The following is a 21911-nucleotide window of genomic DNA, read 5'->3' as shown; positions in this document are numbered from 1 at the left end:
AAGTTGGGTAGCTCACAACACCTAACAGAGTTTAATCACTATTCCAACAAAAACAAAAGTATGAATTTAAAATTATGCCCGGCGCACCCTTTGGGGCAAAAGCGCTGCGGTACTTCATCCCCATTACTCGTTATGCGGCTGATCGTTTTCCTCACCCTTTGCCTCTCGCTACATACGACCGCATCGGTAGGCCAGCAGATCAGCCTGAACGTAAAAGATGCTTCGATAGAAAGCGTATTTACACAGATCAAAAAGCAAACCGGCTATACGTTTTGGTACAGAGACGACGCGTTGAAAAATGCGAACAAGGTAACATTATCACTAAAGAACGTCAGCCTGAAAACTGCACTGGAAGCCTGTTTTAAAGATCAGCCTCTTAGTTACGAGATCGTTGGTAAAACTATTGTTGTCAAAAGCATTATACCAACAGCTATACCACAGAAAAAAAATAATGCCAAAGAAGATAGAAAGGTCACCGGCACTGTTACCGATACCACTGGTACTACAATTTCAGGTGTCAGTGTACGCGTAAAAGGTACAATGCTCAGTACCGTAACTGCCGCCGATGGAGCTTTTAGCCTGGTAGTCCCGGAAAAAGCTGTTTTAGTATTTACTTATATCGGCTTTGAAACACTGGAAGTGTCCGGCGATTATCCAAGTCCTATTAAAATTGCACTTCATAAAAGCTATTCAAAGCTTGACGAAGTAAAGATCATAGGTTACGGTATTACAACCCAAAGATTAACTACTGGTTCCGTAACCAAAATTACCGGATCGGAAATAGAAAAGCAGCCCGTGTCTAATCCAATTCTGGCACTGCAGGGGCGAGTTCCGGGTCTGTTCATTACACAATCAAACGGCCTCCCTGGCTCTGGGTTCAATATTTTGATTAGGGGCAAAAATTCGATTTCCCAAGGTACCACACCACTCTACATTATAGACGGCATACCATTTGACGCATCCAACCCGACTCAAGCAGTTGCCACCGGGCAAATGAATATTGTCAATCCGTTTAACTCAATCAATCCTGGAGATATTGAAAGTATAGAAGTCCTCAAAGATGCAGATGCGACTTCGATATATGGTTCCAGGGGAGCAAATGGCGTTATCCTTATTACAACTAAAAAGGCCCGCCCGGGAAATCTAAACGTTAATTTTGATCTTCGCACTGGCTGGAGCAAGGTAGCGCGGTCGCTGGATTTGCTAAACGGGCAGCAGTATCGTGCCATGCGTCGCGAGGCCTTAGCTAATGACGGCGTTGTGCCGGATATCAATAATGCTTATGATCTTGTTGCATTTGACACTACTATCGTAAATGATTTTACGAAAACACTGATCGGAAGGACTGCATCGACTACCAATGCCCAATTACGAGTTTCCGGTGGTAATGTAAATACACAGTTTACTGCAGGCGCTAACTTTTTCACGGAGGGGACGGTCTTTCCTGGTGACTTTGGCAGTAACCGGAAATCGATCAATTTCGCGGTTAGTCATTCTTCTACGGATAAAAAATTCAATTTACAGCTATCCTCAAGTTATGCCTATAATCAAAGCAAACTCATCCCAGATGATCTTACACAAAGGCTTCCCATACCTCCTTACGGCTTTACCTTTAAGGACCCCAGTGGAAGATTGATATGGACCGGGGCAGCGGAGTATTACGGCAATCCTTTAAATGTCACCTTAAAACATTACAATGGCTTTACCGATTTGGTTACAACCGGTGTGGTGGTTAGCTACCGACTACTACCTGGCCTGGTTCTTAAGGCAAACGGCGGATATAACTTATTGGATTATAATGAGAACCTAAATAATCCTATCGCTGCACAAAATCCAGTCAATAACGTAAAAGGGAGTGCAAGCTTCGGACATACGCTTACCCGCAACTGGAGCGTCGAGCCGCAGCTGCAATACTCAGGTTCCTTTAAAAGTAAAGGCCGGTTTGATGCTGTTATTGGTACCAGCTTTCAACAAAACGAAAGCATCAAAGACTATATGGCCGGTTCTGGCTATGTAAGCGACGCGCTGATCAATACGATTGGCGGCGCAGCTACGATAAAGGCACGAAACGCTTATAATTTATATCACTACAACGCCATTTTCGGTAGACTCACCTTAAACTGGGAGGATACTTATCTACTCAATTTTACAGGTCGTAGGGATGGTTCTTCGCGATTTGGTCCCGGAAACCAATTTGCCAATTTTGGTTCGATAGGCGCGGGATGGATCTTCTCGCAGCTTGATTTCTTTAAGGAAAAGCAAACCTTTTTAAGCTTTGGAAAGCTTCGGTTGAGCTTTGGAACCTCGGGCAACGACCAGATTGGAAATTACAATTATTTGGATAGTTATGCCCCAAGTACGTTAACCTATCAACAGGCACTCAGTCTGCTGCCAACACGGCTCTTTAACAAAGATTACAGCTGGGAACAATTTACAAAATTAGAGGCGGCCGTTGAATTGGGCTTTTTTAATGACAGGTTTTATATATCGGGAAACTATTACCGTAACCGAAGTGATAACCAGTTGATCGATTACTCTCTTCCCGGGCAAACCGGCTTTGCTTCCATTTTATTGAATTTTCCAGGCAGGGTAGAAAATAAAGGCTGGGAGATCGAATTAAGATCGGATAATATCAAATCCGGTAAATTTTCCTGGACAACTAATTTTAATATTACTGTTCCCCGCAATAGGCTTTTACGCTTCCCTGACCTGGCAAATTCCAGTTACGCTAACAGCTTTGCCATAGGCCAGCCGTTAAGCGTCCAATTCGGATATCAGTACCTTGGGGTAGACCTGCAAACAGGTGTTTATAAAGTCAAGGATCAGAATAACGATGGTGTCTATAATGATAAAGACTACGTAATTATTGGCAATACCGACCCACGATTTTATGGTGGTTTTCAAAACACCTTCACTTTCCGTGGCTTCGCGTTAAGTGTCCTATTTCAATTCACCAAACAAATGGGACGTGAGCCAATATTTAGCACTAGTTCCTTGCTTGGTGGGATTGGCAATATCCCCAAATACGTGGTAGACAACCATTGGACCAAAGCGGGAGACCAGGCCAGGTATGCGAAATTTACGCAAGCCTACGGGACGGAATTGGCGGATTCCTATGACAGAGTATCTAATTCCAGTGCGCAGTTAACTGATGCTTCTTATATCCGGCTTAAAACGGCATCGTTAAGCTATCAGTTCCCCGGCCATTGGATAAAGCCGGCAAGGATCAAGTCTCTGAACGTTTATCTGGAAGGACAAAACCTGTTGACCATTTCCAAATATCCGGGCCCTGATCCCGAAGTCCAGTCCACTTACATTTTGCCTCCTTTGCGTACTATCACAGTTGGTATCAAAGCAGGACTTTAATTAATTGAGCATGAAAAGAAAATTATCAAAAATCACTATAATGGCATTAGTTCTGGTATGGACTGTGCTCGGTGGCGGCTGTAAAAAATTTGTAGAAATACCACCTCCTAAAGATCAGATTGTGAGCCAGACCGCATTTGCCGATGATGCTACAGCCATTGCTACGCTTAATGGCATCTACAGTAAAATGATGGGTAGCTCCGCATTTCCCACAGCGAGTTCCATTACACTTTACACAGGTATGTCGTCGGACGAGCTTGCATACTACACGACCTCTAATCGGGATGAATTTATGCAAGATCAAATTACAAGAGCCAACAATCTCACGATAGAAAGTTACTTCTGGAACCCTTTTTATGCCCTTGCCTATCAGGCAAACAGTTGTATCGAAGGGGCAGAAAAATCCGTGTCCATTTCCGCTGCAACAAAAGACATGGTAATAGGAGAAGCCTTATTCGTCCGTGCATTTATTAATTTTTACCTGGCTAACATTTTCGGGAAAGTGCCTTTGGTAACCACAACAGATTACAGGATTACTAAAGATTTGGGACAATCCATGCCAAACGAGGTATACAAACAGATTACGACTGATTTATTGCGTGCCATTAATCTTTTAAAAGATGATTATCCATCCGCAGGCCGTGTAAGGCCGAACAAGGCTGCAGCACAGGCACTATTGGCCAGAGTATATCTCTATTTAAAAGACTATACAGCTGCTGATCAGATGGCCGGATCGGTTATCGACAATTCAAAGTATCAAATCGTAGAGGATCTAAATAACGTTTTTTTGGCTAATAGCGGGGAAGCAATATGGCAACTGGCTCCGGTTACGCCAAATTATAATACCTGGGATGCCAGTTTTTTTCTACCCGCTTCTACTTCAGCTGCGCCCACCTATATAGTGTTACAAAATCTTGTTTCGGATTTTGAACCGGGTGACAAACGACTTGGAAACTGGATCAAATCGCGGGTCTACAATGGAGCGACTATTTATTACCCGTTTAAATATAAAGTCGGTAAAGGCGTAACGGCCGTAACGGAATATAACATGGCCATTCGCTTGGCTGAACTCTACCTTATAAGGTCTGAGGCAAGGACAATGAATAACAACTTGGAAAGCGCCGTTAGAGATTTAAATGTAATTCGGAAACGCGCTGGACTAGACCCTTTAAGCCTTTCTATCGGAAAATCTGATCTTACTAAAGCCATAGAGCATGAACGCAGGATAGAACTATGTTTTGAATGGGGCCATCGCTGGCTGGACTTAAAACGAACCGGTCGAATCGATGACGTAATAGGTGCAATAAAGCCTACCTGGAAGTCATATGCGGCCTGGTACCCGATTCCCTATGCGCAAATTTTAATCAATACCAAACTGATTCAAAATGAAGGATATTAATTTAAGTTATTCCAGGCTACATGTTGTGGCTTTATGTTTATTATTTTTTCTTTCAGGTCTTCCTGATGTGCATGCTCAGGTTAAGGCCATCCGGCAGGATGAAGCGATCGGAAACTTCGGTATCGGGCATTTTCTTAATCAGCCGGAAAAGAAAATGCAATCAGCGCAACTCAAAGGAAAAGTATTGCTGTTTGATTTTTTTAGCATCTGGTGTACCAGTTGTATTGCGGCCATGCCAAGGATGGATAGTCTCCAAAAAGAATTTGGCAATAAAATTCAGATCATTCTTGTAACAAGAAATACCGATAAAGAGGTTAATAAGCTGTTTGATCGGATCAAACTACGTATTCCAAATTTGGCTGTAATTACGCAGGATACTTTATTGAACAAATTGTTCCCTCATTATGGAGAACCTCACCATGTTTGGATAGACCAGCAAGGGATATACCGTTTGGCAACGTTTGAATACAACGCGACACGGCAAAATGTGCAGGATTTTTTAGACCGGAAATCTATGAAGATGAGCCACAAGAAAGACAATATTTATAAAGATGCACCTCTCATTGAGCAAGCTGGCACGTTTAGTAATCTGGTAGATTCATATTCCATTTTAATGCGTGGGCTATTTGAATATACCTTTGATAGCCCGATTATTGTAGAGAAAGATTCCGTAAGCGGGTTTCCACGAGCTTTTAAGGCGGTAAATGCCAATCCGCTTAATCTTTTACAATCAGCCTATAATACTGAAGTATACGGCTACGATTACCCGATTTTTGGAAGTAAAGTCAATAAGCGGCTAATTATTGAAGTGAATGATCGAATAGCTCTGTCAGAGCCTCGTAACACCAGGCAGTTGGACGACTGGAAACGAAAGAACCTCTGGAGCTATGAGGTGAAGGTAAGACCAGACTCGTCTGGTCACTTATACCGTAAGATGCGATCAGATCTGGAGGCCGTACTACCCTATAAAGGCGTAATTGAATCTCGCCGGACAAAATGCTATGTCTTGATAAAGACAGCAGATAGCTTAGAGCGTAAAGGTGCAAGCCTGAGTTCGGAAAGTAAAGTACTGATGCAAAAAGGAACTTTTACCCTTGTAAATTCCTCCTTGTTACCATTTGTATCAAAGCTTAACCAATCCGACCGGCTGGCCAATCCGGTAATTGATCAATCGGGAGTTACAGGGCCGGTAGATCTGCAAATAAAAATTCATTCGCTTTCAGATATCGAGATGCTCAGGGAAGAGTTAAAGCGGTACGGCTTAGCAATTACTGAAAAAGAATTAATGATCAAACAATTAGTCATTCGTGATAAATAATAAAAGAGGCTTTAAGCCTCTTTTATTATAGCGTTTAAGGAGTAACCCTTGTTCTTGTCTGCTGGATGCTCTGGGACAGGTCAGGTTGATTACCCGTTGAATTGGACAAAATTTTAATGTCACAACGGTAGTCCTGAGGATTGTTATCCGGGCAAGTCGGAGCATCCTCGGCTTGGTACATTGATGGATCACTTAATTGATCGTCGTCCGTAGCGTCACCGGTAAAGTGAAACCATTTCACTACGGCGCCGGCCTCTGTTTCAGATTTTGCGGAAGATGCGTCTTTCGCGTCTCCTTTAGGAGCGCCGGCAAAAACAGCAGCGGAAAGGCCCATCATCAGGGCAGCGGAAAAGATTACTTTTTTCATTTTCAATAGTTAAGAATGCTTGGAATGAAAATTTTGATTGAGGTAAATCCGTGATGTGCCATCCCGGCACCGGTGAGAACAGGTATCATCATGAACAGTGTACTGTTCTGAGGTATTGTATAACTATGGCCATGTTATACTTTCAAGGTGATAGGTGCGAATGTTAATGAATAGCTAACAATTGATAAAGGCTTATAAGTGGCTGATTGCAAGTATTATGCTTTTAGATACTTCCTGTAAAACAGAATGTAAGGTAAATTTATGAAGGGGAGATATTGGTGCACCGTGGATTGGTACACCAATGATCGGAATTGTAAATTTTCTTAGCAGAAACGAGTGATTGTTGGTATTGTAAAAACAGTAGAACCCGTAGGGTCAGAGGCGTCTTTTGCATTTGTCTGGGCCTGACGTCCCTTGAAGGTGAACGAGTTCTGCTCTTTGATTCTCGAAATTTTTCTTTTGGTGTTCATAGAATTGTGATTAAAACGTACTGATTTTTTAGCAAAATTTGGTCAAGGTAGGAATGGTGAAAATAGTATTGCCGGTTGGATCGGAAGGGCCCATCGTGGTGCCCTGGCCACTACGTTTCTTAAATGTGAACAGATTTTTCTCTTTAATAATGCCAGTTGTTTTTCTTTTTGAATTCATTGCTTTTAATGCTTAGTTAGTAAAGATTTAATTGATTTCCTACAGTAAAATTATGACGGTTTTTGATCCGATTTCCCGGATAATTGCCAACGACATGCATTATCGGGTAGACGACATGGTTCTTGGAGTAAACGACAATTTATTTTCAGGTGAGCGACAATCAAAACGTCTGTTAAATGCAAAACTTTATATTATGCGCCCTGTATTTCCTGGTTGGTTTGCCCATGTTATAGCGATCATACTGTTTATTGGCTACGAGGTAACATTTATATTCTTTATGGGACACAACATCGATTATTCGATTTACATCCCATATTACGCCCTGGCTATTATATGGTTTTATGCTAATGCGTACTTGGTCATGCCACTATGGGAAAAGGGTTACAAACTTTTGACTATTGTTCTTGTAGTTCTGGAAACACTGCTGTACTTCCTTATCATTACCGTAATTGGAGAGTGGCAAGGTGGTACAAAATTTAACCAATTGCTGGCCGCTATTTTACAGGACCACGTTACGCTCTTAAAGAATATTTACCGGAGTATTTACCTGCTTGGACTGAGCATTACTTATTGGCTCGGACGGCGGATGCTTGCCCAAAGAACGACCTTGCTAAACCAGCAATTGACGATAGCCAGATTAGAGCTGGATTACTACAGGGCGCAGGCCAATCCCCATCTTATATTCAACGTACTCAATAACCTCAGGGAAGACATTATCGCCACGCACCCAGGAGCAGCAACGACCATCACCAACCTTGCCGAGCTGATGCATTATGCTTACCGGCAGCCGGAGCCCGACGGGAAGGTCAACTTCGATGACGAGGTGCGATACCTCCGCACTTACCTTGCCCTGCAGCAAAGCCGTAAAGAATCAGAATTGCAGCTAAATGTATTCATCGACGTTGCCGATGGGGAACGCTTGCGTATCCTTCCGCTCATCCTGATTACGCTGGTTGAGAATGTCTTCAAATACGGTGTTACCGATGATCCGTCAGAGATAGCCGATATACGGATCACATTAGCGGAAAAACAGCTCAAGATATTTACGCGTAACCACAAAAAGGCTGCCGGGGGCTTTAAGAGTAGGTACGGCATAGGATTAGCCAACCTGCGGCTTCGCCTTGACCAATTCTACCCGTTGAAGCACCAGCTGCTGATCAAAGAAGACGCTATACATTTTGAAGTTGCCCTGAGTATCGAACTATGAAGTACGTTTGCTATGTCATCGATGATGAAGTAAGGAGTATCACCGCGCTGGAACGATTGATCGAAGGCCATCCTGATCTGACTTTCCTGGGTTCTGATACACAAGCCGGGCGTGCCTTGAATAGATTCCGCAACGGAGAAATTCAGGCGGATATTACCTTTCTGGATATCGAGATGCCGAAAACCTCGGGCATTGAAGTTCAGAAACCACTTTCTCAGTTTACCACTATCGTCTTTGTAACGGCCTATCCTGATTTTGCAGCCCAGGCTTATGACCTGGATGTGGTCGATTACCTGGTTAAGCCGGTTTCTGCCGAACGGTTCAATAAGTGTATTGATAAAGTATTATCCAGGCTGCGGGAACGGAAATCAGAAGAACAATACTTGGTAGTTTATGCCGACCAAAGAAAAAATAAGGTAAGGATAAAGCTGGAGGACATATTGTATTTAGAAAGCGCAGATACGTATACACAGATCAAGACTGTTGCAGGAATACATGTGGCGCATCACAGCATGAATTACCTGGAGGAAGCGTTACAGCAAAGTGATCATTTCTTAAGGGTACACCGGTCTTATATGGTTAACCTGAAAAAGCTAAACTCCTATAGTTTCTTTTTCATCAAACTGATCAATGGCGACCGAATTCCCATCGGCCGCAAATACAGGGAAGCGCTCAAGCGAAAGCTGGGATTTGGTTAGCGGGCTGCTTTGCTTTACTTTTCTCAGCCTTTGCTGCCCGTTCCCAAAAGTAATAAACCAGCAGTTCATAGGTGCGCTGGTGTTCCGTAAAGAGCCGGTTACAATGCATATGTATCAGGTTCAAATAGAGCTGTTTTTGTCTTTCCGGCGGGCAGGTCGTTAGAGCGTTCTTGAACGAAAGTGAAAAGCGACTATATAGCTTCTCCTGGTAACTATTAAGTTCATCACCATGTATTTGCAGATATGATTTGTAATTGTCATTGAGCTCGCTGAACTCTTTGCCGCTTAGCCGATGCTCTTCAGCGAATACATTGCATGAAAAGTGATTCAGATCATCAACCATACCATCCGGCAGCACCCTGGATTGCCTGATGTCGTTCATGAGCCGATGGCAAAGGCAAATGTACCGGAACGGATCAGAAGAATCACGAAGCATTGCCAGGACAAAACGGCTGTCAACACAGAAATGACTTTCTGTTCCGTCTATATCATGACCGTAACGCTCCATCTCCCGGTGATAGGTCCGCAGGGTAACATCAGAGATGATACCTGTCTGTAAGTCCTCTTGAAGCAGTTCATTCAACCCCAGGGTAATGATACCCTGATGCGACTGTTCCTTTAGTAGCATTCTAAACCGGATGTGATGCCCAGCTTCAAAGTAGCGGATGAAAAACCATTTACGGATCATTTTATGGTGACGCTTTACAAACCGGGCTAGTTTGTTTTGAAGCAGGTCGTTCGCACGGCAGGGGTGACAGAAGATCTCATAGTAAAGCCAGCCCTGTCCAGGCATGAAATCGCTTTGATCGCTTTCCCGCTGTGGTAGATCAGGAATAAACGGCCGGAATATACTTTCGTTATGATACAAGGGAATAACGAACTCCACCGCATAAGGCTTATTGTGAACATCTATTACCCGGGGCGTTTCTGCTGAAAGCGGTGATTCTTCGATAACCAGTGATAATTTTTTCAGCATTCCCGCCAGGATTTTTAGATCAGTATCATTGTGAACATCAAACTGAAGGCGCTGGTCGCCGTTGACTGTTCGGAAATTAGCCGGCACTCCCAGCGTCAGTAAGTACTGTTTAAGTGAATCTACATCAAAGCTTTGCTTCTCTAATATCCATTTAGCCCGCGAAACGATAAGATTTTTAAAGGTTACGCGTGGGTAAAACTGCTTTCCCGGAAAATACTCCTGCAGGTCGAATGTTAGGCGGTTATGTAAGCCCTGATATTGTAGATCTGCCAAAAGACGGAACAAAGAAAGTTGCGACCGGCTGAAATTATATGCAGATGCCATGCGCGGTATCAACCGTTTGTTCATGCTACATGACCGTAATTGCAGCTCACCCTTAACCATCGCTATCCTTATATCGCTGATGGGAATACACCCGGCGCCTTCGCCATAATTGAGGATATTGACCTGGTGATTGTAGATATTCCTTCGCCGGTTTACATTGTCGATCTGCGGTTCGGCGCTATAGGCGATATCAAAAAATAGAACCTCCGGGTTGGCGTCCTGTTCGACCTGGGCCAGTTCCCGGGCCAGTTCATGAAAATCCTGCCCCGCGTGACTGAACCTGCCGAGCAGCGCTGTTGCCGTTGCCCCTCCGGCAGTCTCAATACAAAGCCCTTCACCAAAGGGCGAGGCTATCACATTAAAGGTATTTGGCAACAATTGCGGATTATCCGTAAAATCTGGAAACTTTTCTAAGGAAAACGCCATATTCTCATCGGACCACCCGGAAAATTTTGCAAGGTGGTCTAAAAGCTTCTGATCTTCCCGCTCTCCGGATGGGCTGCGCCGGTTCGCCAGTTCCGAAACCAGTTCCGGTTCTTGTGTATTTAAATCCAGGCTACCATAGCTTATGCCTAGCTCGGGATCGAGCGCTCTCATGAGCGGCACTTCCCGGAAGTCAAATTTCTTTTTGAAAGCGACTTTGAAGGCTTCGAGGTCTGTTTGTTTTTTTACCGGTATTGTTCGTCTTAGTTTTTCGATCAATTCCGGAAGATGGCGAATGGTAACCGGATCAAGGCCGCCGGCTTGCCATGCCCGTGTAGCAATGATATAGGGAGGCTGCGCTCCAGGAGGTATTGAATGCCGGGTAAAGAAATCTTCACCGATCAGGTTTGGCATCTTATTGGAATATATCAGCTGACGTTCCTGAAGATTAGCCAGCAATCCTTGTAGCGTCCTCTTGGTAAAATCGGCCTTTACTATTAGCGATAAGTCCTCGAACGAAATACCATCCTCCGCTGCCCGAAGGATCTTTTTTATCTGATCGTCAACTTCAAGTTCCGTCAATTCAAACTGACCGTTACGGTTACGCAGGTAACGAATGCGATTTTTTACAGTGTACAAGGCTGTATTGGCCCGGAAAATGGTTTGAGCCTGGCATTGCCTGTCTTCAATAGGCTCAGACCAACCAGTCATCACGTATAGGCTCTGTGAAGCGAATATCTGCAACGGGGCCGGGTCGATCGGGCAAATCCCGACGCCGGCAAATGCACCATAAGGAGTTGCCCGGTACTTTGCACGGTTGAAGTATTTCCACAGCGTCTGCTGAACGGGTTCCGGTAAAGTGTTTATTTGATCTTGTGTTGTATCCGCAATGAGCTCGTAGAAATCGCCGGAGGACTTGGCAATGGCCGCTTTAAGGTCTTCCCACTTATCGGACAGGGTTTCCTCAAGGGAAAAAGCTGGTACGCGAAAAAGTACCCTTGGATAAATACGGACTTTCATAACGCCTTAAGGTAAAAGGCTTAAGGAAGTATTGAAAAAATAATCGTCAACAACAATGATTATCCTGTGAGCGACAATCAATTGTAAATTTCATTAGCATCTATTCAGTCACTTCAGCATAAATCAAAAATTTGTTAAGCGGATAAAAATTTAAACATTTTTATAGGTATAGTTAAACATTCGTATAAATATGATAATGTAAATTGCTTAGAGCGCTTCGTTGTGAAATGAAGTACTTCAGTATTTTAATTTACCTGCTTGATTCAATTACACCCAAAAACGAACATGATATTGTATTGCTGCCCGTTACTTTCGTCTTGTCGCTTTGAAACATGCATGTAAAGAGTAAGCGTTTTTTATAACCAAACACCCAATGCGAATTATGAAACAATTCACGGACACCCTTCTTGGTGAAATGACAGAAGGGCTTCAAAAAATTTCACTCGGCGCAGAAAATCAACTCCAACAAGCCGAACGTTCATTTTTCTTTATATCCTCGCTTATTAAAAGATTAAAGGAATATATATTAGATTACGACTTTAAGGATGAAGCAGAGGAAATCCTTTTTTTCAAAAAGATCAAACCGCAGTTTCAAAGTGAGCTCATTTATTTTCAGAAACTATATTACTTTGAAGCGAACAGACCGGTTGGGGCTGAAGCAGAGATGCGGAAGTATTATAAGCAGGAATTAAAAAAAATCGACGGATTCTTCCTGCAATACCGGCCGCTTCGCTTGTATCATCTTTTAGGGACCAGCAAAAGCGATGCACATTACTTCGTAAGGAATGAGGAGAATCCCGGATCACCGCCGCTACTAATGGCGACAGCAGAAATGGACCACAATTTCTCCACGCCTCATAGTTATAACCTGGCTAAGCTACAAGCTTACGATCAGTTAAAGAATTATATTAACAACCTGCTCCGGAGAAAGCAGGAAGTCGAGCCAGGTGCGGGGCAGGAACCCGCGGCCGCTAAAAGACGCCGTACGTGGACCGGGCCAAAGGCTGCGGCCGAAGAAATGGTTATCGGTATTGCTGAAATGGGCTGGGTAAATCATGGTGATGGCGGCATTAAGGAATTGGCCGGGGATTTCGAGCGCATGTTTAATATCAAACTCGACAACATCTACCGGGCGGTTTTGGGTATGGCCATCCGTAAAAAAGACACCACCCCATATATCAACGGGATGAGGGTTGCCGTCGAAAGAAAAATACAGCAAAAAAATGAATGATCGAAGAGCAATGTAATGAATGAAGCCGCCATTTAACTGGCGGCTTTTTTTATTCCTCGATAGTTCTCTTAAAAAGTCTTGAAGCTACTTATCATTTACTGTGAGGATTTCTTCTTGCCATTACCGGTATGACCGCCCTCAGCTTTATTGCCTGCAATGTTCTTATCACTCTTTCCCATTTTCGGAGTTGTTGCACTTTTGCTTTCAACAGATTTTGCAATGCTCTTTTCACCTTTTGCATTGTTTGATTTGTTCTGGGTTTTGGGTGCTTGCTTTGCATGTTTAGATCTACCGTCACCTCCGGTCGATCCTCCCTGTGCCATAGCCCGTGAGTGTCCTATGCATAACGTTGCAGTAAAAAAAACAGCGGATAAAAGAATTTTAGTTTTCATAACAATGGCGTTTTGGGTTTTAACGAAGATAAGTTAGAATAATAAAATTCCGCAGAGATGAGATCTAATCACGTATTTCTACGCATTTGTATTTAGCATGAGTACATAAGCCTTTACTGCTTCACGGTTGTTTGTATAGACCGCAACCAAAGCAGCCTTTTTTGTGCCAATAATTCACCGACGATCCAACAATCAACCTATTTTAAGATTTTTTTGACAGAAATAAAAAATCTGAACCTTCAGATTACTTCCAGTTCTACTTAAAAATCTCCCCCTGAAATAAGCTTTAAACGGAGGCTTTGTCGGGTTCTACTCCTTTTATCTCTTTTTTCTTTCAGAAATAAATTTTCTGAACCTTCAGACGGGTTGTAAGAGCACGCTCATTTTCCACCGCACTTTTGCTTCAGACAATCAGGGAATGGTCCCGAACAAAACTGAAGACAATGCTACAATCAATCTCATGGAAACAGTACCTGGAGGCGGTCCTTATCCTGACCGCGATCTGGTACCTGGTGGTAGGATTTATTTACTACCGCAAAGAGGCCAAGGCCTTTATTAAAAACGGCCCAAAGCTGCCTGGCCGTAAAGCTGCAGCTGCAGAAGAAATATCCCCTGAAGATCAGTTTGAAGAAGATCCCGAAGCGGCCTTCACCGAACTTGAAAACATCGTTACAGACATACGCCACAGCATACTGGAAGTTGCAGGCAAAAGCGCCAACAAGGATAAGTTGCTCCGGCAGCTTCAGTCCCGCCTGGCCTACTATGATGGGTTACATTTGCCTGCCTTCCGGCTTGCTATCAACAATTTCATTATTAAAAATGGCGAAGAGATTTGCGGGCTCACGTTCAGTGAGGCGGAACTGAATACCGCCTGGGACGAGTTACCCGGCTAACACAAAGGCAGGAGATGATCCGAACCTGCCGCAACAAAAAGAGTACACCAAACAATTCATCTATTTAAAATCAAATCACATGAAAAAAAACTATGCAATCGGCCTCGGCCTGGGATTATTGCTTGCCGGCTTTATATACAGCTGTAAGCGGGAGGAAGTAAGTATGCCCCAGTCTGGGGTGAGCGGCAAAGGCGCAACAAGCAATTTCGCCAGAAGTGTTCCGGGCAGTATCAAGCTGAACTATGGCTGGCTGCAATTTCAGTCACTCGAACATTTTCAAAAAGAGATGGAGATGCTCCAGCAAAAATACCAGGACGCATCAAAGCTTAGCCAATGGGAAGCTCCGTACGACGCGGCCGGTTTCTCTTCCCTGCGGAAGTTTTATGAGGACAACGACAGGGATACATCCGATAACAGGAGGAACCTAACCACGGACTCTCTTATGAGATCAGGAAAGATCTTGGATTGCCCCGATAGCTGGTTCGCTACCATGCTTAGTAAGGACGGCAACATACAGATCGGCGATACGGTGTATTGCTTCAGGGGCGGCACCAAAAATGGTGAGTCGTATTCTGTACCGGCTACCCAGTCGCCCGCTATTGCAGGCGGTAAGAGCCCAAAATTCTTGCCAGGCGCCTTGCCTCATGACACCTCTTTCGGTCTGCCATTACCAGTTCCTGAATGGGTTAGCGGTGACGGCCCGGACAGGCCAAGCGGTAAACCGATCTGTGAGTATCCGTCAGGCCTTATGCCGCAATGGTGGGGCAAAGTAGGCGGTGATATGTACCGGGACGACAACGGTAACCCTTTCCCTGAGCATAACGGGAGAGAGGTCAAGCTGAACTATCATCGCTGGCGTGTCGGCTATATCTTTTATGCCTCGACCGGGGCAAGGGTTCAGATGCTCAAAGACACCCGTTTCGCTGGCTGGCTCAGCAATACCTATGCGGATGAAATTGTCATGGAGGCTTGCGCAAAAGGAAAGGTTATGATCCCCGGTATACCATTGATCAGTTGGAGCAATCAGACCAGTCCCGGGTGGCCGTCCTTCAATAGCTATGCGGAGAACAAATTTGAGAAAACGATGAAATGGACCGCCAATGGATTTTTTAACGAGATCATTCTGCAGCACTTCAACTTCCACTTTAAGGTTACCTATCGTGGCCAGGTGGTTGATCGTGAGGTAAGACAATAAAGAAATTTTAATTAGTGACCGGGCAAGCCTGATGTGCGTTAGGCAGGGGTGATTGGGAAGGCTTGCCTGGTTCTTTCGGTTGCGGCCGGTGATCGGTTTGGTTGGTGAAGTAGCGCCGCGACCACTTTCCCGCTCCCCGCCCTGACAGGCGGGGATGCCGGAAAGAAAAATATAAATGCCGGGAGCGCCGGAAGTGGGTGAATAGTGGTGGTTGGTTGGCGCTCCCCGGTATTTTTTTAAGCTCTTTTATTACAATAATTATTTGAAGATGGGAAACGTGAAGTGGGGAGCTGAAAGACTGCTCCGTAGGGCGAAGCATGCCCTGGCCGTGGCCGTAATGCTTGGTTTATCAATCTATACCTATGCTCAGGACGGTTCCGCGGGCATACGGGAGGCCAACACAAAGGTCCGCGGTTATTTCGATGACGGTACCGACCTGATGTATGCAGTAGGGGCCGTCCTTGGCCTGATCGGCGCCGTAAAGGTTTATCAGAAATGGAATGCCGGGGACCCGGATACCTCAAAAGTCGCGGCGGCCTGGTTTGGCAGTTGCATCTTCCTGGTGGTGGTGGCGACGGTAATCAAAAGCTTTTTCGGGATATAACGATGGGCATGGACGATTACTTAGGCTTTCCGCAGCTACAGCATGTGGAACAGGAGGCGCCGCGGGCGCTGCCACAGGTGGACATTGACGGCACATTGTTTTTCGCGGACATTCAGCGTCATGAATTTCGCCAGGTGGACAATGCCGGCAACCGCATGACGATGGGCAGTATCAAGGAGGAGATGGGCTTTTCCCATTTCCTCTACGATACCCAAACAAAGAATTTATACCTCGGCAATATTGAGAAGACAAGCGCGATACCGGATCATGTACGCATCATTATCGTACCGCCGCTCAGGCATATCGATCCTGATGGCCTGGCCCAGCGCCAGGGGTATAAAGCAGCAAAGCAGATCGAGCGGCCGCCAGTGCAGTTAACAGCTTTGGCGAGCAACAGAAAGAAAACGCATAAACCAAAGCGATATTAAGATGCTCAATTATTTGAAAGAAAAACTAAAAGCCTATATCACGGTCAACAACCCAGATCTGTTGGTCAAGCTGCAAAATGATAATGACCTGAACGGTTACCTGGAACGTAAGGTTAGCGCTGGCATACGGCTGATACTCGATTTGCTGGCAGAAGATAAGCCGGGATATGTGATAGAGGAATTAGTCATGCAGCAAATGACCGCCGATCTCCGGCCGTCCCGGTATAACTATATCCTGGAAATATTAAAGGGGCGTTTTGAAACACACTATCAGCGGTTGTCTGAGATTGGTATGTTATCCTACGTGACGCTGGAAATCCTGACGCACTCGGGAGATGTATTCGATCAACAGGGCTTTAGCGAAAAGAACAAGGAAAACGCGTGCCTGGAAGCCCTCATCCGTATCCGCATCCGTGATTACTTCATTCAATAAGACAACGCATATGTCCAATAGCATTTATGCCATTAACAAAGGCATCAACAAAAGCATAGAGTTTAAGGGCCTTAAGGCGCAGTACATCTGGTATCTCGGCGGCGGTGTGCTCGTATTGCTTGTTCTATTCGCGGCAATGTATATCGCCGGCCTCAACCAGTTTCTGTGTATCGGTATCATACTACTTGCCGGTTCCGGCCTGGTCTGGAAGGTTTATGGCATGAGCCATAAATACGGCGAGCATGGCATGATGAAGATGATGGCCCGCAAACGGGTACCGAAGGTAATCAAGTGTAACAGCAGGAAAATATTTATACAATTAAAGGAAAAGGAGGATGAAAATGGAAAAAAGACCGGAATATGAAATCGAAGGGACTGTGTTCAAAGTGGACGTGGCAAGGCAAGTGCTGACAGAGAAAGAAAATCCTGAAAACGAAATCTCCTTTTTGGAAATGCGTGATTTGGAAACACATTACACGCTGCAGTATAGCCGCAAGGATAAAAATCTCCCTTCTAGTTTTAACGATGAATCCGTTACGACCGTTATCGTCCCCAGGCTCAAAGACCTTGATCCGGAAGGTATGAAAATCGCCTATGGCTGTACGTACCGGGACCTGGAGCATCTTTCTGATTTTGAGATCGTCATTGATCAGCGAGTGATCGCCCGGCGCATGAATGGGTTGCTTCCTAAAATCGATATCGCAGGAAGACTTTTATTTGTAGACTTACGTATGGGTTATTTGCGGCCGGAAAATGATTTCTCAAGACCCGGCATGTCCCTAAAGGTCCTTGATAGTGTTGGTGAATCAGTAAACCAGGACAATGCTTACCGGATAGCTTATAATCCAAAAACTTTTGAAATCGTAATGTTGGATTGGGATAATCTAACGGAGATACCTAAAGATGAGATCGTCGTGGAAATACCTGCACCGCATGCACTTGATCCTATTAGGTGGGCTGACATCCATGGATTTGACTATAAGCAAATTGCGCGGGAACACCCGCCACAGGAACTGTATACTGCAAAGATCATTCCATGGTCTGACACGCCGATCAAAGAAGTTATAGCCGAAAATTTAAAGCGATTGCAAAAACAATCACAAGAGACAGAGAGCCCTAAGCTGCGCAAACGCGGACGGCGGATAAAATAAAGATCATCTAAAAAGATTTGTGAAGTATGGAAAAGTGGATGGATGATATGCTCCCCTTATGGGGAGTGGAGCACGATTGCCTGCTCAGTAAACAAGGCGATATAACGGTAGCCTTTAAAATGGAGCTGCCTGAGATTTTTACCCTGTCGGACAATGACTATGAAGCGTTGCATCAATCCTGGGTAAAGGCGATCAAGGTGCTACCCAAACACAGTATCCTGCATAAGCAGGACTGGTTTGTGGATAGCAAGTACAAGCCGGACTACGACAGGGCCGGAGATAGTTTCCTGTCCCGGGCAAGTGAACGTTTTTTCAATGAACGCCCCTTCCTGGATCATAGCTGCTACCTGTTCCTGACCAAAAAACCTGCAAGCAGGAAACCGGTCAGTTCGATGTTTTCGAGCCTGCTCAAAAGGACCATCGCGCCCCAGCAATCGCTTAGCGCTAATATGCTCCAGGATTTTTTGGACAGCTGCGGGCAGTTCCGCCAGATCATGCAGGACAGCGGTTTTGTCAAGCTGCACCGCCTGCGTGAAAACGAGCTATACAGCAGCCAAAGAAAAATGGGTGTGGTAGAACGGTATTGTTTCCTGGCAGAAACCGAAGATAATTTTATCGTAAAAGATATTCAATTCAGCGGAGAGAAAATGCAGGTAGGCGGCCAACACTGCCAGCTCTATACCCTCGGTGATGCCGCCGATTTGCCATCCCTTTGCGGCAGCCGGATCAATTACGACAAATACAGCACTGACAAAACAAAGTTCAGCATCGCTTTTGCCGCGACACTCGGCCAGTTATTGCCCTGCAATCATATCTATAACCAGTATATCCTGATCGAGGATGCGCAGAAGACGATACAGAAACTGGAAAGTAAGCGACTTCGCCTGCAGTCTTTATCAGCCTATAGCCGGGAGAACACTATAGCACGGGATGCCACAAATGATTTTTTAAATGAGGCGATCTCAGAGCAGCGCCAGCCAATAAAGGCGCACTTCAATGTGCTGGTCTGGACTGATGACCCTGAGCAGTTAAAAGACCTGAAAAACCAGGTAAGCTCAGCGATGGCGCAGATGGACGCGGTTGCCAAATTGGAAACGGCAGGCGCGCCGCAGATATTTTGGGCTGGAATCCCGGGCAATGCCGCAGACTTTCCAGTCAACGACGCTTTCGACACGTTTACGGAACAGGCGGTTTGTTTTTTCAACCAGGAAACGGGGTACCGTACTTCCATCAGTCCTATAGGCATCCGGTTGAGTGACCGGCAAACCGGAAAGCCTGTTCATGTCGATATCAGCGACGAGCCTATGGAACGCGGTATCTGTACCAATCGCAACAAATTTATCCTTGGCCCTTCAGGTAGCGGCAAGTCTTTTTATACAAACCACATGGTGAGGAGCTATTATGAGCAGAACACACATGTCGTACTGGTGGACGTCGGTCACAGCTACCACGGTCTTTGTAAAATGGTGAAAGGCTATTATTTCACCTATGAAGAAAAGAACCCGATCAGGTTCAATCCTTTCTTTATCAGCGATGGGGATAGCCTCGATACCGAAAAGAAGGAAAGTATCAAGACACTGCTGCTGGCGCTCTGGAAAAAGGATGACGAAGAGTTCCGCCGGAGCGAATACGTGGCAATGTCCAACGCGATCCAGCTCTATTTTGAAAAGCTGGATAAAGACCCGGAGCTGTTTCCCTGCTTTAATACCTTCTATGAATTTCTACGTGATGAATTCACAGCAGTACTAAAAACCGATAACGTAAAGGACCGGGATTTTGATGTAAACAATTTCCTTTATGTCCTCCGCCCATACTATAAAGGCGGCGAATTTGATTACCTATTAAATGCCCATGAAAATCTTGACCTGCTTCATCAAAGGCTTATTGTATTTGAGCTTGATAATATTAAGGACCATCCGATCCTCTTTCCGGTGGTAACGATCATCATTATGGAAGTATTCATCAATAAAATGCGAAAGCTCAAAGGTGTGCGCAAGATGATCCTCATCGAAGAAGCCTGGAAGGCACTGATGAAAGAAGGGTTTGCTGAGTATATCAAGTACTTGTTTAAGACCGTCCGCAAGTTCTTTGGTGAGGCCATCGTGGTTACCCAGGAAGTAGAGGATATCATTTCCTCGCCCGTGGTCAAGCAGGCCATTATCAATAACAGCGATTGCAAGATACTGCTCGATCAGAGCAAGTACCAGAATAAATTCGACCAAATCCAGGAGCTCCTCGGGCTTACCGATAAGGAAAAGGCGCTTGTCCTTTCCGTCAACAAGGCAAATGACTCCGCCCGCAAGTACAAAGAGGTATTTATATCCCTGGGGGGTATGCAAAGCAAAGTGTATCGTACAGAAGTATCGCCGGAAGAATATTATGCTTACACCACCGAGCAAAAAGAAAAAGTTTTGGTGGCCGAATATGCCGAGCGATTTGGTGGCGATATCCGCAAAGGCATTGCCGCATTGCTTCAGGATTTAAAACAAGCCGCATAGTTATGAAAAAAACAATATTGATCTTCCTGCTTGTCCCGGCGTTACTACTGGTGCCGTTACAAAAGGCAAATGCCCAACTCGTGATCGCGCAGGTTATAAAAGCCGCCATTACAAAAGTGATCAAAGCCGTTGACCTGGCTATCCAGCGCCAGCAAAACAAGATCATCTGGCTACAGAACGCACAGAAGACGCTGGAGAATACTTTGTCGAAGCTAAAGTTGGATGAAATTTCCAACTGGACACAAAAGCAAAAAGACCTGTATCAGAAATATTTTGATGAGTTGCAGCAGGTCAAGGCTATCATCAGCTACTATAAGCGCATCCATAATATCACGGATAAGCAGGTACAGCTTGTCCGTGAGTACAACCGGGCCTGGGGATTGCTATCCGGTGACAAACACTTTACGCCAAAGGAAATAGAATATATGGCTAAAGTCTACCAGGGCATCCTTTCAGAAACGACAAAGAATATTGATGAAATGATCCTGGTGATTAATTCTTTCAAAACGCAAATGACGGATGAAAAGCGGCTGGAGATCATCAACAAGGCCGGGGACCATGTAGACCGGAATTTTGCCGACCTGCAGCGGTTCAATACCGAAAATGCTGTGCTCAGCCTGCACCGTTCCTCCTCAGACGCCGAATATGATCTGATCAAGCGGATGTATGGTATTCAGTAACCAAAAAATCAGAGACAATGAAAAAAATAGTATTGCTGCTTCTTTTATCGGTGATGGCCTTCGCCAGCCAGGCGCAGACATTCTCCGAATGGTTCTTTCAAAAAAAGACCCAGAAAAAATATCTTCTTGCCCAGATCGCGGCCTTGCAGGTATATATAGGGTACCTCGAAAAAGGCTATAAGATCGCCGACAAGGGACTAAGCACCATTAGTGACATTAAAAACGGTGACTTTAGCCTTCATAGCCTGTATTTCAATTCGCTTAAGGCAGTTAACCCGGCAGTAAGACAGTATCCCCGCGTCGGCGATATCATCGACCTCCAATCGGCCATTTCCAGGGAAGTGAACAGAAGCAGGGATGCGGTTGCCGATGCCGGGGTTTACACTCCGTTTGAGCAGGATTATATCAAAGGCGTGTACGAGCGTTTACAAAAAGACTGTGATCAAACCATTACCGACCTGGAAATGGTAACGACACCTGGCAAACTGGAAATGAAGGATGACGAGCGGATCAGGCGCATCGATAAGCTTTTTGCCGATAGCCAGAGCCAATACGGTTTCATCAAGAGCTACTCGGCATCGTTAAGCGGAATGACCATGCAGAAACGCTCCGGCTTAAGGAGCCTTAGTCAACTCAACAATTATTACGGTATCAAATAAA

19 protein-coding genes are annotated in these 21911 nt (G+C 45.0%); 16 read left to right on the top strand and 3 right to left on the bottom strand.

The features are described 5' to 3' along the window. The first annotated feature begins 60 nt into the window (after positions 1-60). From DZK30_RS18895 to DZK30_RS18885, 3 genes are read left to right on the top strand one after another with little or no spacing between them, the layout of a single operon-like run. Positions 61-3366, top strand: a complete 3306-nt coding sequence (locus DZK30_RS18895) for a SusC/RagA family TonB-linked outer membrane protein (protein WP_162903243.1) — start codon at positions 61-63, stop codon at positions 3364-3366. Positions 3367-3376: 10 nt separating this feature from the next. Further along, a complete protein-coding gene (locus DZK30_RS18890; protein ID WP_118975743.1) occupies positions 3377-4765 on the top strand; it encodes a RagB/SusD family nutrient uptake outer membrane protein in 1389 nt (462 codons plus the stop codon). Next, the gene (locus tag DZK30_RS18885) at positions 4752-6083 is read left to right on the top strand and encodes a TlpA family protein disulfide reductase (RefSeq protein WP_118975742.1); all 1332 of its coding nucleotides are present in this window, start codon (positions 4752-4754) and stop codon (positions 6081-6083) included. Before DZK30_RS18890 ends, DZK30_RS18885 begins: the two co-directional genes overlap by 14 nt. A gap of 34 nt (positions 6084-6117) precedes the next feature. Here the strand turns inward: DZK30_RS18885 and DZK30_RS18880 are convergent, their stop codons facing one another. Beyond that, complete coding sequence (locus tag DZK30_RS18880) at positions 6118-6450, bottom strand: hypothetical protein (protein ID WP_118975741.1); 333 nt, start codon at positions 6448-6450, stop codon at positions 6118-6120. Between the two features lie 841 nt (positions 6451-7291). On the opposite strand from DZK30_RS18880, the gene DZK30_RS18875 reads away from it, so the two are divergent. Both DZK30_RS18875 and DZK30_RS18870 read left to right on the top strand, forming a co-directional pair. Next, entirely contained in the window at positions 7292-8305 is a 1014-nt protein-coding gene (locus DZK30_RS18875) for a sensor histidine kinase (protein ID WP_162903242.1), read from the top strand. Further along, the gene (locus DZK30_RS18870; RefSeq protein WP_118975739.1) at positions 8302-9003 is read left to right on the top strand and encodes a LytR/AlgR family response regulator transcription factor; all 702 of its coding nucleotides are present in this window, start codon (positions 8302-8304) and stop codon (positions 9001-9003) included. The genes DZK30_RS18875 and DZK30_RS18870 overlap by 4 nt, the downstream gene beginning before the upstream one ends. Here the strand turns inward: DZK30_RS18870 and DZK30_RS18865 are convergent. Continuing rightward, on the bottom strand, positions 8978-11746 hold the full coding sequence (locus DZK30_RS18865; RefSeq protein WP_118975738.1) for a lantibiotic dehydratase: 2769 nt from the start codon (positions 11744-11746) through the stop codon (positions 8978-8980). The two genes, DZK30_RS18870 and DZK30_RS18865, sit on opposite strands and share 26 nt — an antisense overlap. Positions 11747-12128: 382 nt before the next feature. On the opposite strand from DZK30_RS18865, the gene DZK30_RS18860 reads away from it, so the two are divergent. Next, positions 12129-12977, top strand: a complete 849-nt coding sequence (locus DZK30_RS18860) for an RteC domain-containing protein (protein WP_162903241.1) — start codon at positions 12129-12131, stop codon at positions 12975-12977. A gap of 95 nt (positions 12978-13072) precedes the next feature. Here the strand turns inward: DZK30_RS18860 and DZK30_RS18855 are convergent, their stop codons facing one another. Further along, the gene (locus DZK30_RS18855) at positions 13073-13369 is read right to left on the bottom strand and encodes a hypothetical protein (RefSeq protein WP_162903240.1); all 297 of its coding nucleotides are present in this window, start codon (positions 13367-13369) and stop codon (positions 13073-13075) included. Between the two features lie 443 nt (positions 13370-13812). Between DZK30_RS18855 and DZK30_RS18850 the strand changes: the two genes are divergently transcribed. The 10 genes from DZK30_RS18850 (at position 13813) to DZK30_RS18805 (ending at position 21910) form a co-directional block, all read left to right on the top strand. Beyond that, positions 13813-14262, top strand: a complete 450-nt coding sequence (locus tag DZK30_RS18850) for a hypothetical protein (RefSeq protein ID WP_162903239.1) — start codon at positions 13813-13815, stop codon at positions 14260-14262. 79 nt (positions 14263-14341) lie between these two features. After that, positions 14342-15457: a hypothetical protein gene (locus DZK30_RS18845; RefSeq protein ID WP_118975734.1), complete on the top strand. Its 1116-nt coding sequence runs from the start codon at positions 14342-14344 to the stop codon at positions 15455-15457. Between the two features lie 268 nt (positions 15458-15725). Then, complete coding sequence (locus DZK30_RS18840; RefSeq protein WP_118975733.1) at positions 15726-16061, top strand: DUF4134 domain-containing protein; 336 nt, start codon at positions 15726-15728, stop codon at positions 16059-16061. Between the two features lie 8 nt (positions 16062-16069). After that, positions 16070-16489: a hypothetical protein gene (locus DZK30_RS18835; protein WP_162903238.1), complete on the top strand. Its 420-nt coding sequence runs from the start codon at positions 16070-16072 to the stop codon at positions 16487-16489. 1 nt (position 16490) lies between these two features. Next, positions 16491-16922, top strand: coding sequence for a hypothetical protein (locus DZK30_RS18830; protein WP_118975731.1), 432 nt, complete (start codon positions 16491-16493; stop codon positions 16920-16922). 10 nt (positions 16923-16932) lie between these two features. Continuing rightward, the gene (locus DZK30_RS18825) at positions 16933-17286 is read left to right on the top strand and encodes a DUF4133 domain-containing protein (protein ID WP_118975730.1); all 354 of its coding nucleotides are present in this window, start codon (positions 16933-16935) and stop codon (positions 17284-17286) included. Next, positions 17264-18073, top strand: coding sequence for a hypothetical protein (locus DZK30_RS18820; protein WP_162903237.1), 810 nt, complete (start codon positions 17264-17266; stop codon positions 18071-18073). Before DZK30_RS18825 ends, DZK30_RS18820 begins: the two co-directional genes overlap by 23 nt. A 26-nt stretch (positions 18074-18099) precedes the next feature. Further along, a complete protein-coding gene (locus DZK30_RS18815; protein ID WP_118975728.1) occupies positions 18100-20571 on the top strand; it encodes a TraG family conjugative transposon ATPase in 2472 nt (823 codons plus the stop codon). Positions 20572-20573: 2 nt separating this feature from the next. Beyond that, positions 20574-21251: a conjugal transfer protein TraI gene (locus tag DZK30_RS18810; protein ID WP_118975727.1), complete on the top strand. Its 678-nt coding sequence runs from the start codon at positions 20574-20576 to the stop codon at positions 21249-21251. A gap of 17 nt (positions 21252-21268) precedes the next feature. Next, entirely contained in the window at positions 21269-21910 is a 642-nt protein-coding gene (locus DZK30_RS18805) for a hypothetical protein (protein ID WP_162903236.1), read from the top strand. Position 21911 lies beyond the last annotated feature (1 nt).

Source organism: Taibaiella koreensis (genome assembly GCF_003545715.1).
GTDB classification, from domain to species: domain Bacteria; phylum Bacteroidota; class Bacteroidia; order Chitinophagales; family Chitinophagaceae; genus Taibaiella; species Taibaiella koreensis.
Note: the sequence above shows the minus strand (reverse complement) of the source record. Positions and strands in the feature narration are given on the sequence as shown.

Bases quoted from the DNA above. Each gene is read 5' to 3' on its own strand.
- DZK30_RS18895 (WP_162903243.1), top strand. From the start codon at position 61: ATGAATTTAAAATTATGCCCGGCGCACCCTTTGGGGCAAAAGCGCTGC.
- DZK30_RS18890 (WP_118975743.1), top strand. From the start codon at position 3,377: ATGAAAAGAAAATTATCAAAAATCACTATAATGGCATTAGTTCTGGTA.
- DZK30_RS18885 (WP_118975742.1), top strand. From the start codon at position 4,752: ATGAAGGATATTAATTTAAGTTATTCCAGGCTACATGTTGTGGCTTTA.
- DZK30_RS18880 (WP_118975741.1), bottom strand. From the start codon at position 6,450: ATGAAAAAAGTAATCTTTTCCGCTGCCCTGATGATGGGCCTTTCCGCT.
- DZK30_RS18875 (WP_162903242.1), top strand. From the start codon at position 7,292: ATGCGCCCTGTATTTCCTGGTTGGTTTGCCCATGTTATAGCGATCATA.
- DZK30_RS18870 (WP_118975739.1), top strand. From the start codon at position 8,302: ATGAAGTACGTTTGCTATGTCATCGATGATGAAGTAAGGAGTATCACC.
- DZK30_RS18865 (WP_118975738.1), bottom strand. From the start codon at position 11,746: ATGAAAGTCCGTATTTATCCAAGGGTACTTTTTCGCGTACCAGCTTTT.
- DZK30_RS18860 (WP_162903241.1), top strand. From the start codon at position 12,129: ATGAAACAATTCACGGACACCCTTCTTGGTGAAATGACAGAAGGGCTT.
- DZK30_RS18855 (WP_162903240.1), bottom strand. From the start codon at position 13,369: ATGAAAACTAAAATTCTTTTATCCGCTGTTTTTTTTACTGCAACGTTA.
- DZK30_RS18850 (WP_162903239.1), top strand. From the start codon at position 13,813: ATGCTACAATCAATCTCATGGAAACAGTACCTGGAGGCGGTCCTTATC.
- DZK30_RS18845 (WP_118975734.1), top strand. From the start codon at position 14,342: ATGAAAAAAAACTATGCAATCGGCCTCGGCCTGGGATTATTGCTTGCC.
- DZK30_RS18840 (WP_118975733.1), top strand. From the start codon at position 15,726: ATGGGAAACGTGAAGTGGGGAGCTGAAAGACTGCTCCGTAGGGCGAAG.
- DZK30_RS18835 (WP_162903238.1), top strand. From the start codon at position 16,070: ATGGACGATTACTTAGGCTTTCCGCAGCTACAGCATGTGGAACAGGAG.
- DZK30_RS18830 (WP_118975731.1), top strand. From the start codon at position 16,491: ATGCTCAATTATTTGAAAGAAAAACTAAAAGCCTATATCACGGTCAAC.
- DZK30_RS18825 (WP_118975730.1), top strand. From the start codon at position 16,933: ATGTCCAATAGCATTTATGCCATTAACAAAGGCATCAACAAAAGCATA.
- DZK30_RS18820 (WP_162903237.1), top strand. From the start codon at position 17,264: ATGGAAAAAAGACCGGAATATGAAATCGAAGGGACTGTGTTCAAAGTG.
- DZK30_RS18815 (WP_118975728.1), top strand. From the start codon at position 18,100: ATGGAAAAGTGGATGGATGATATGCTCCCCTTATGGGGAGTGGAGCAC.
- DZK30_RS18810 (WP_118975727.1), top strand. From the start codon at position 20,574: ATGAAAAAAACAATATTGATCTTCCTGCTTGTCCCGGCGTTACTACTG.
- DZK30_RS18805 (WP_162903236.1), top strand. From the start codon at position 21,269: ATGAAAAAAATAGTATTGCTGCTTCTTTTATCGGTGATGGCCTTCGCC.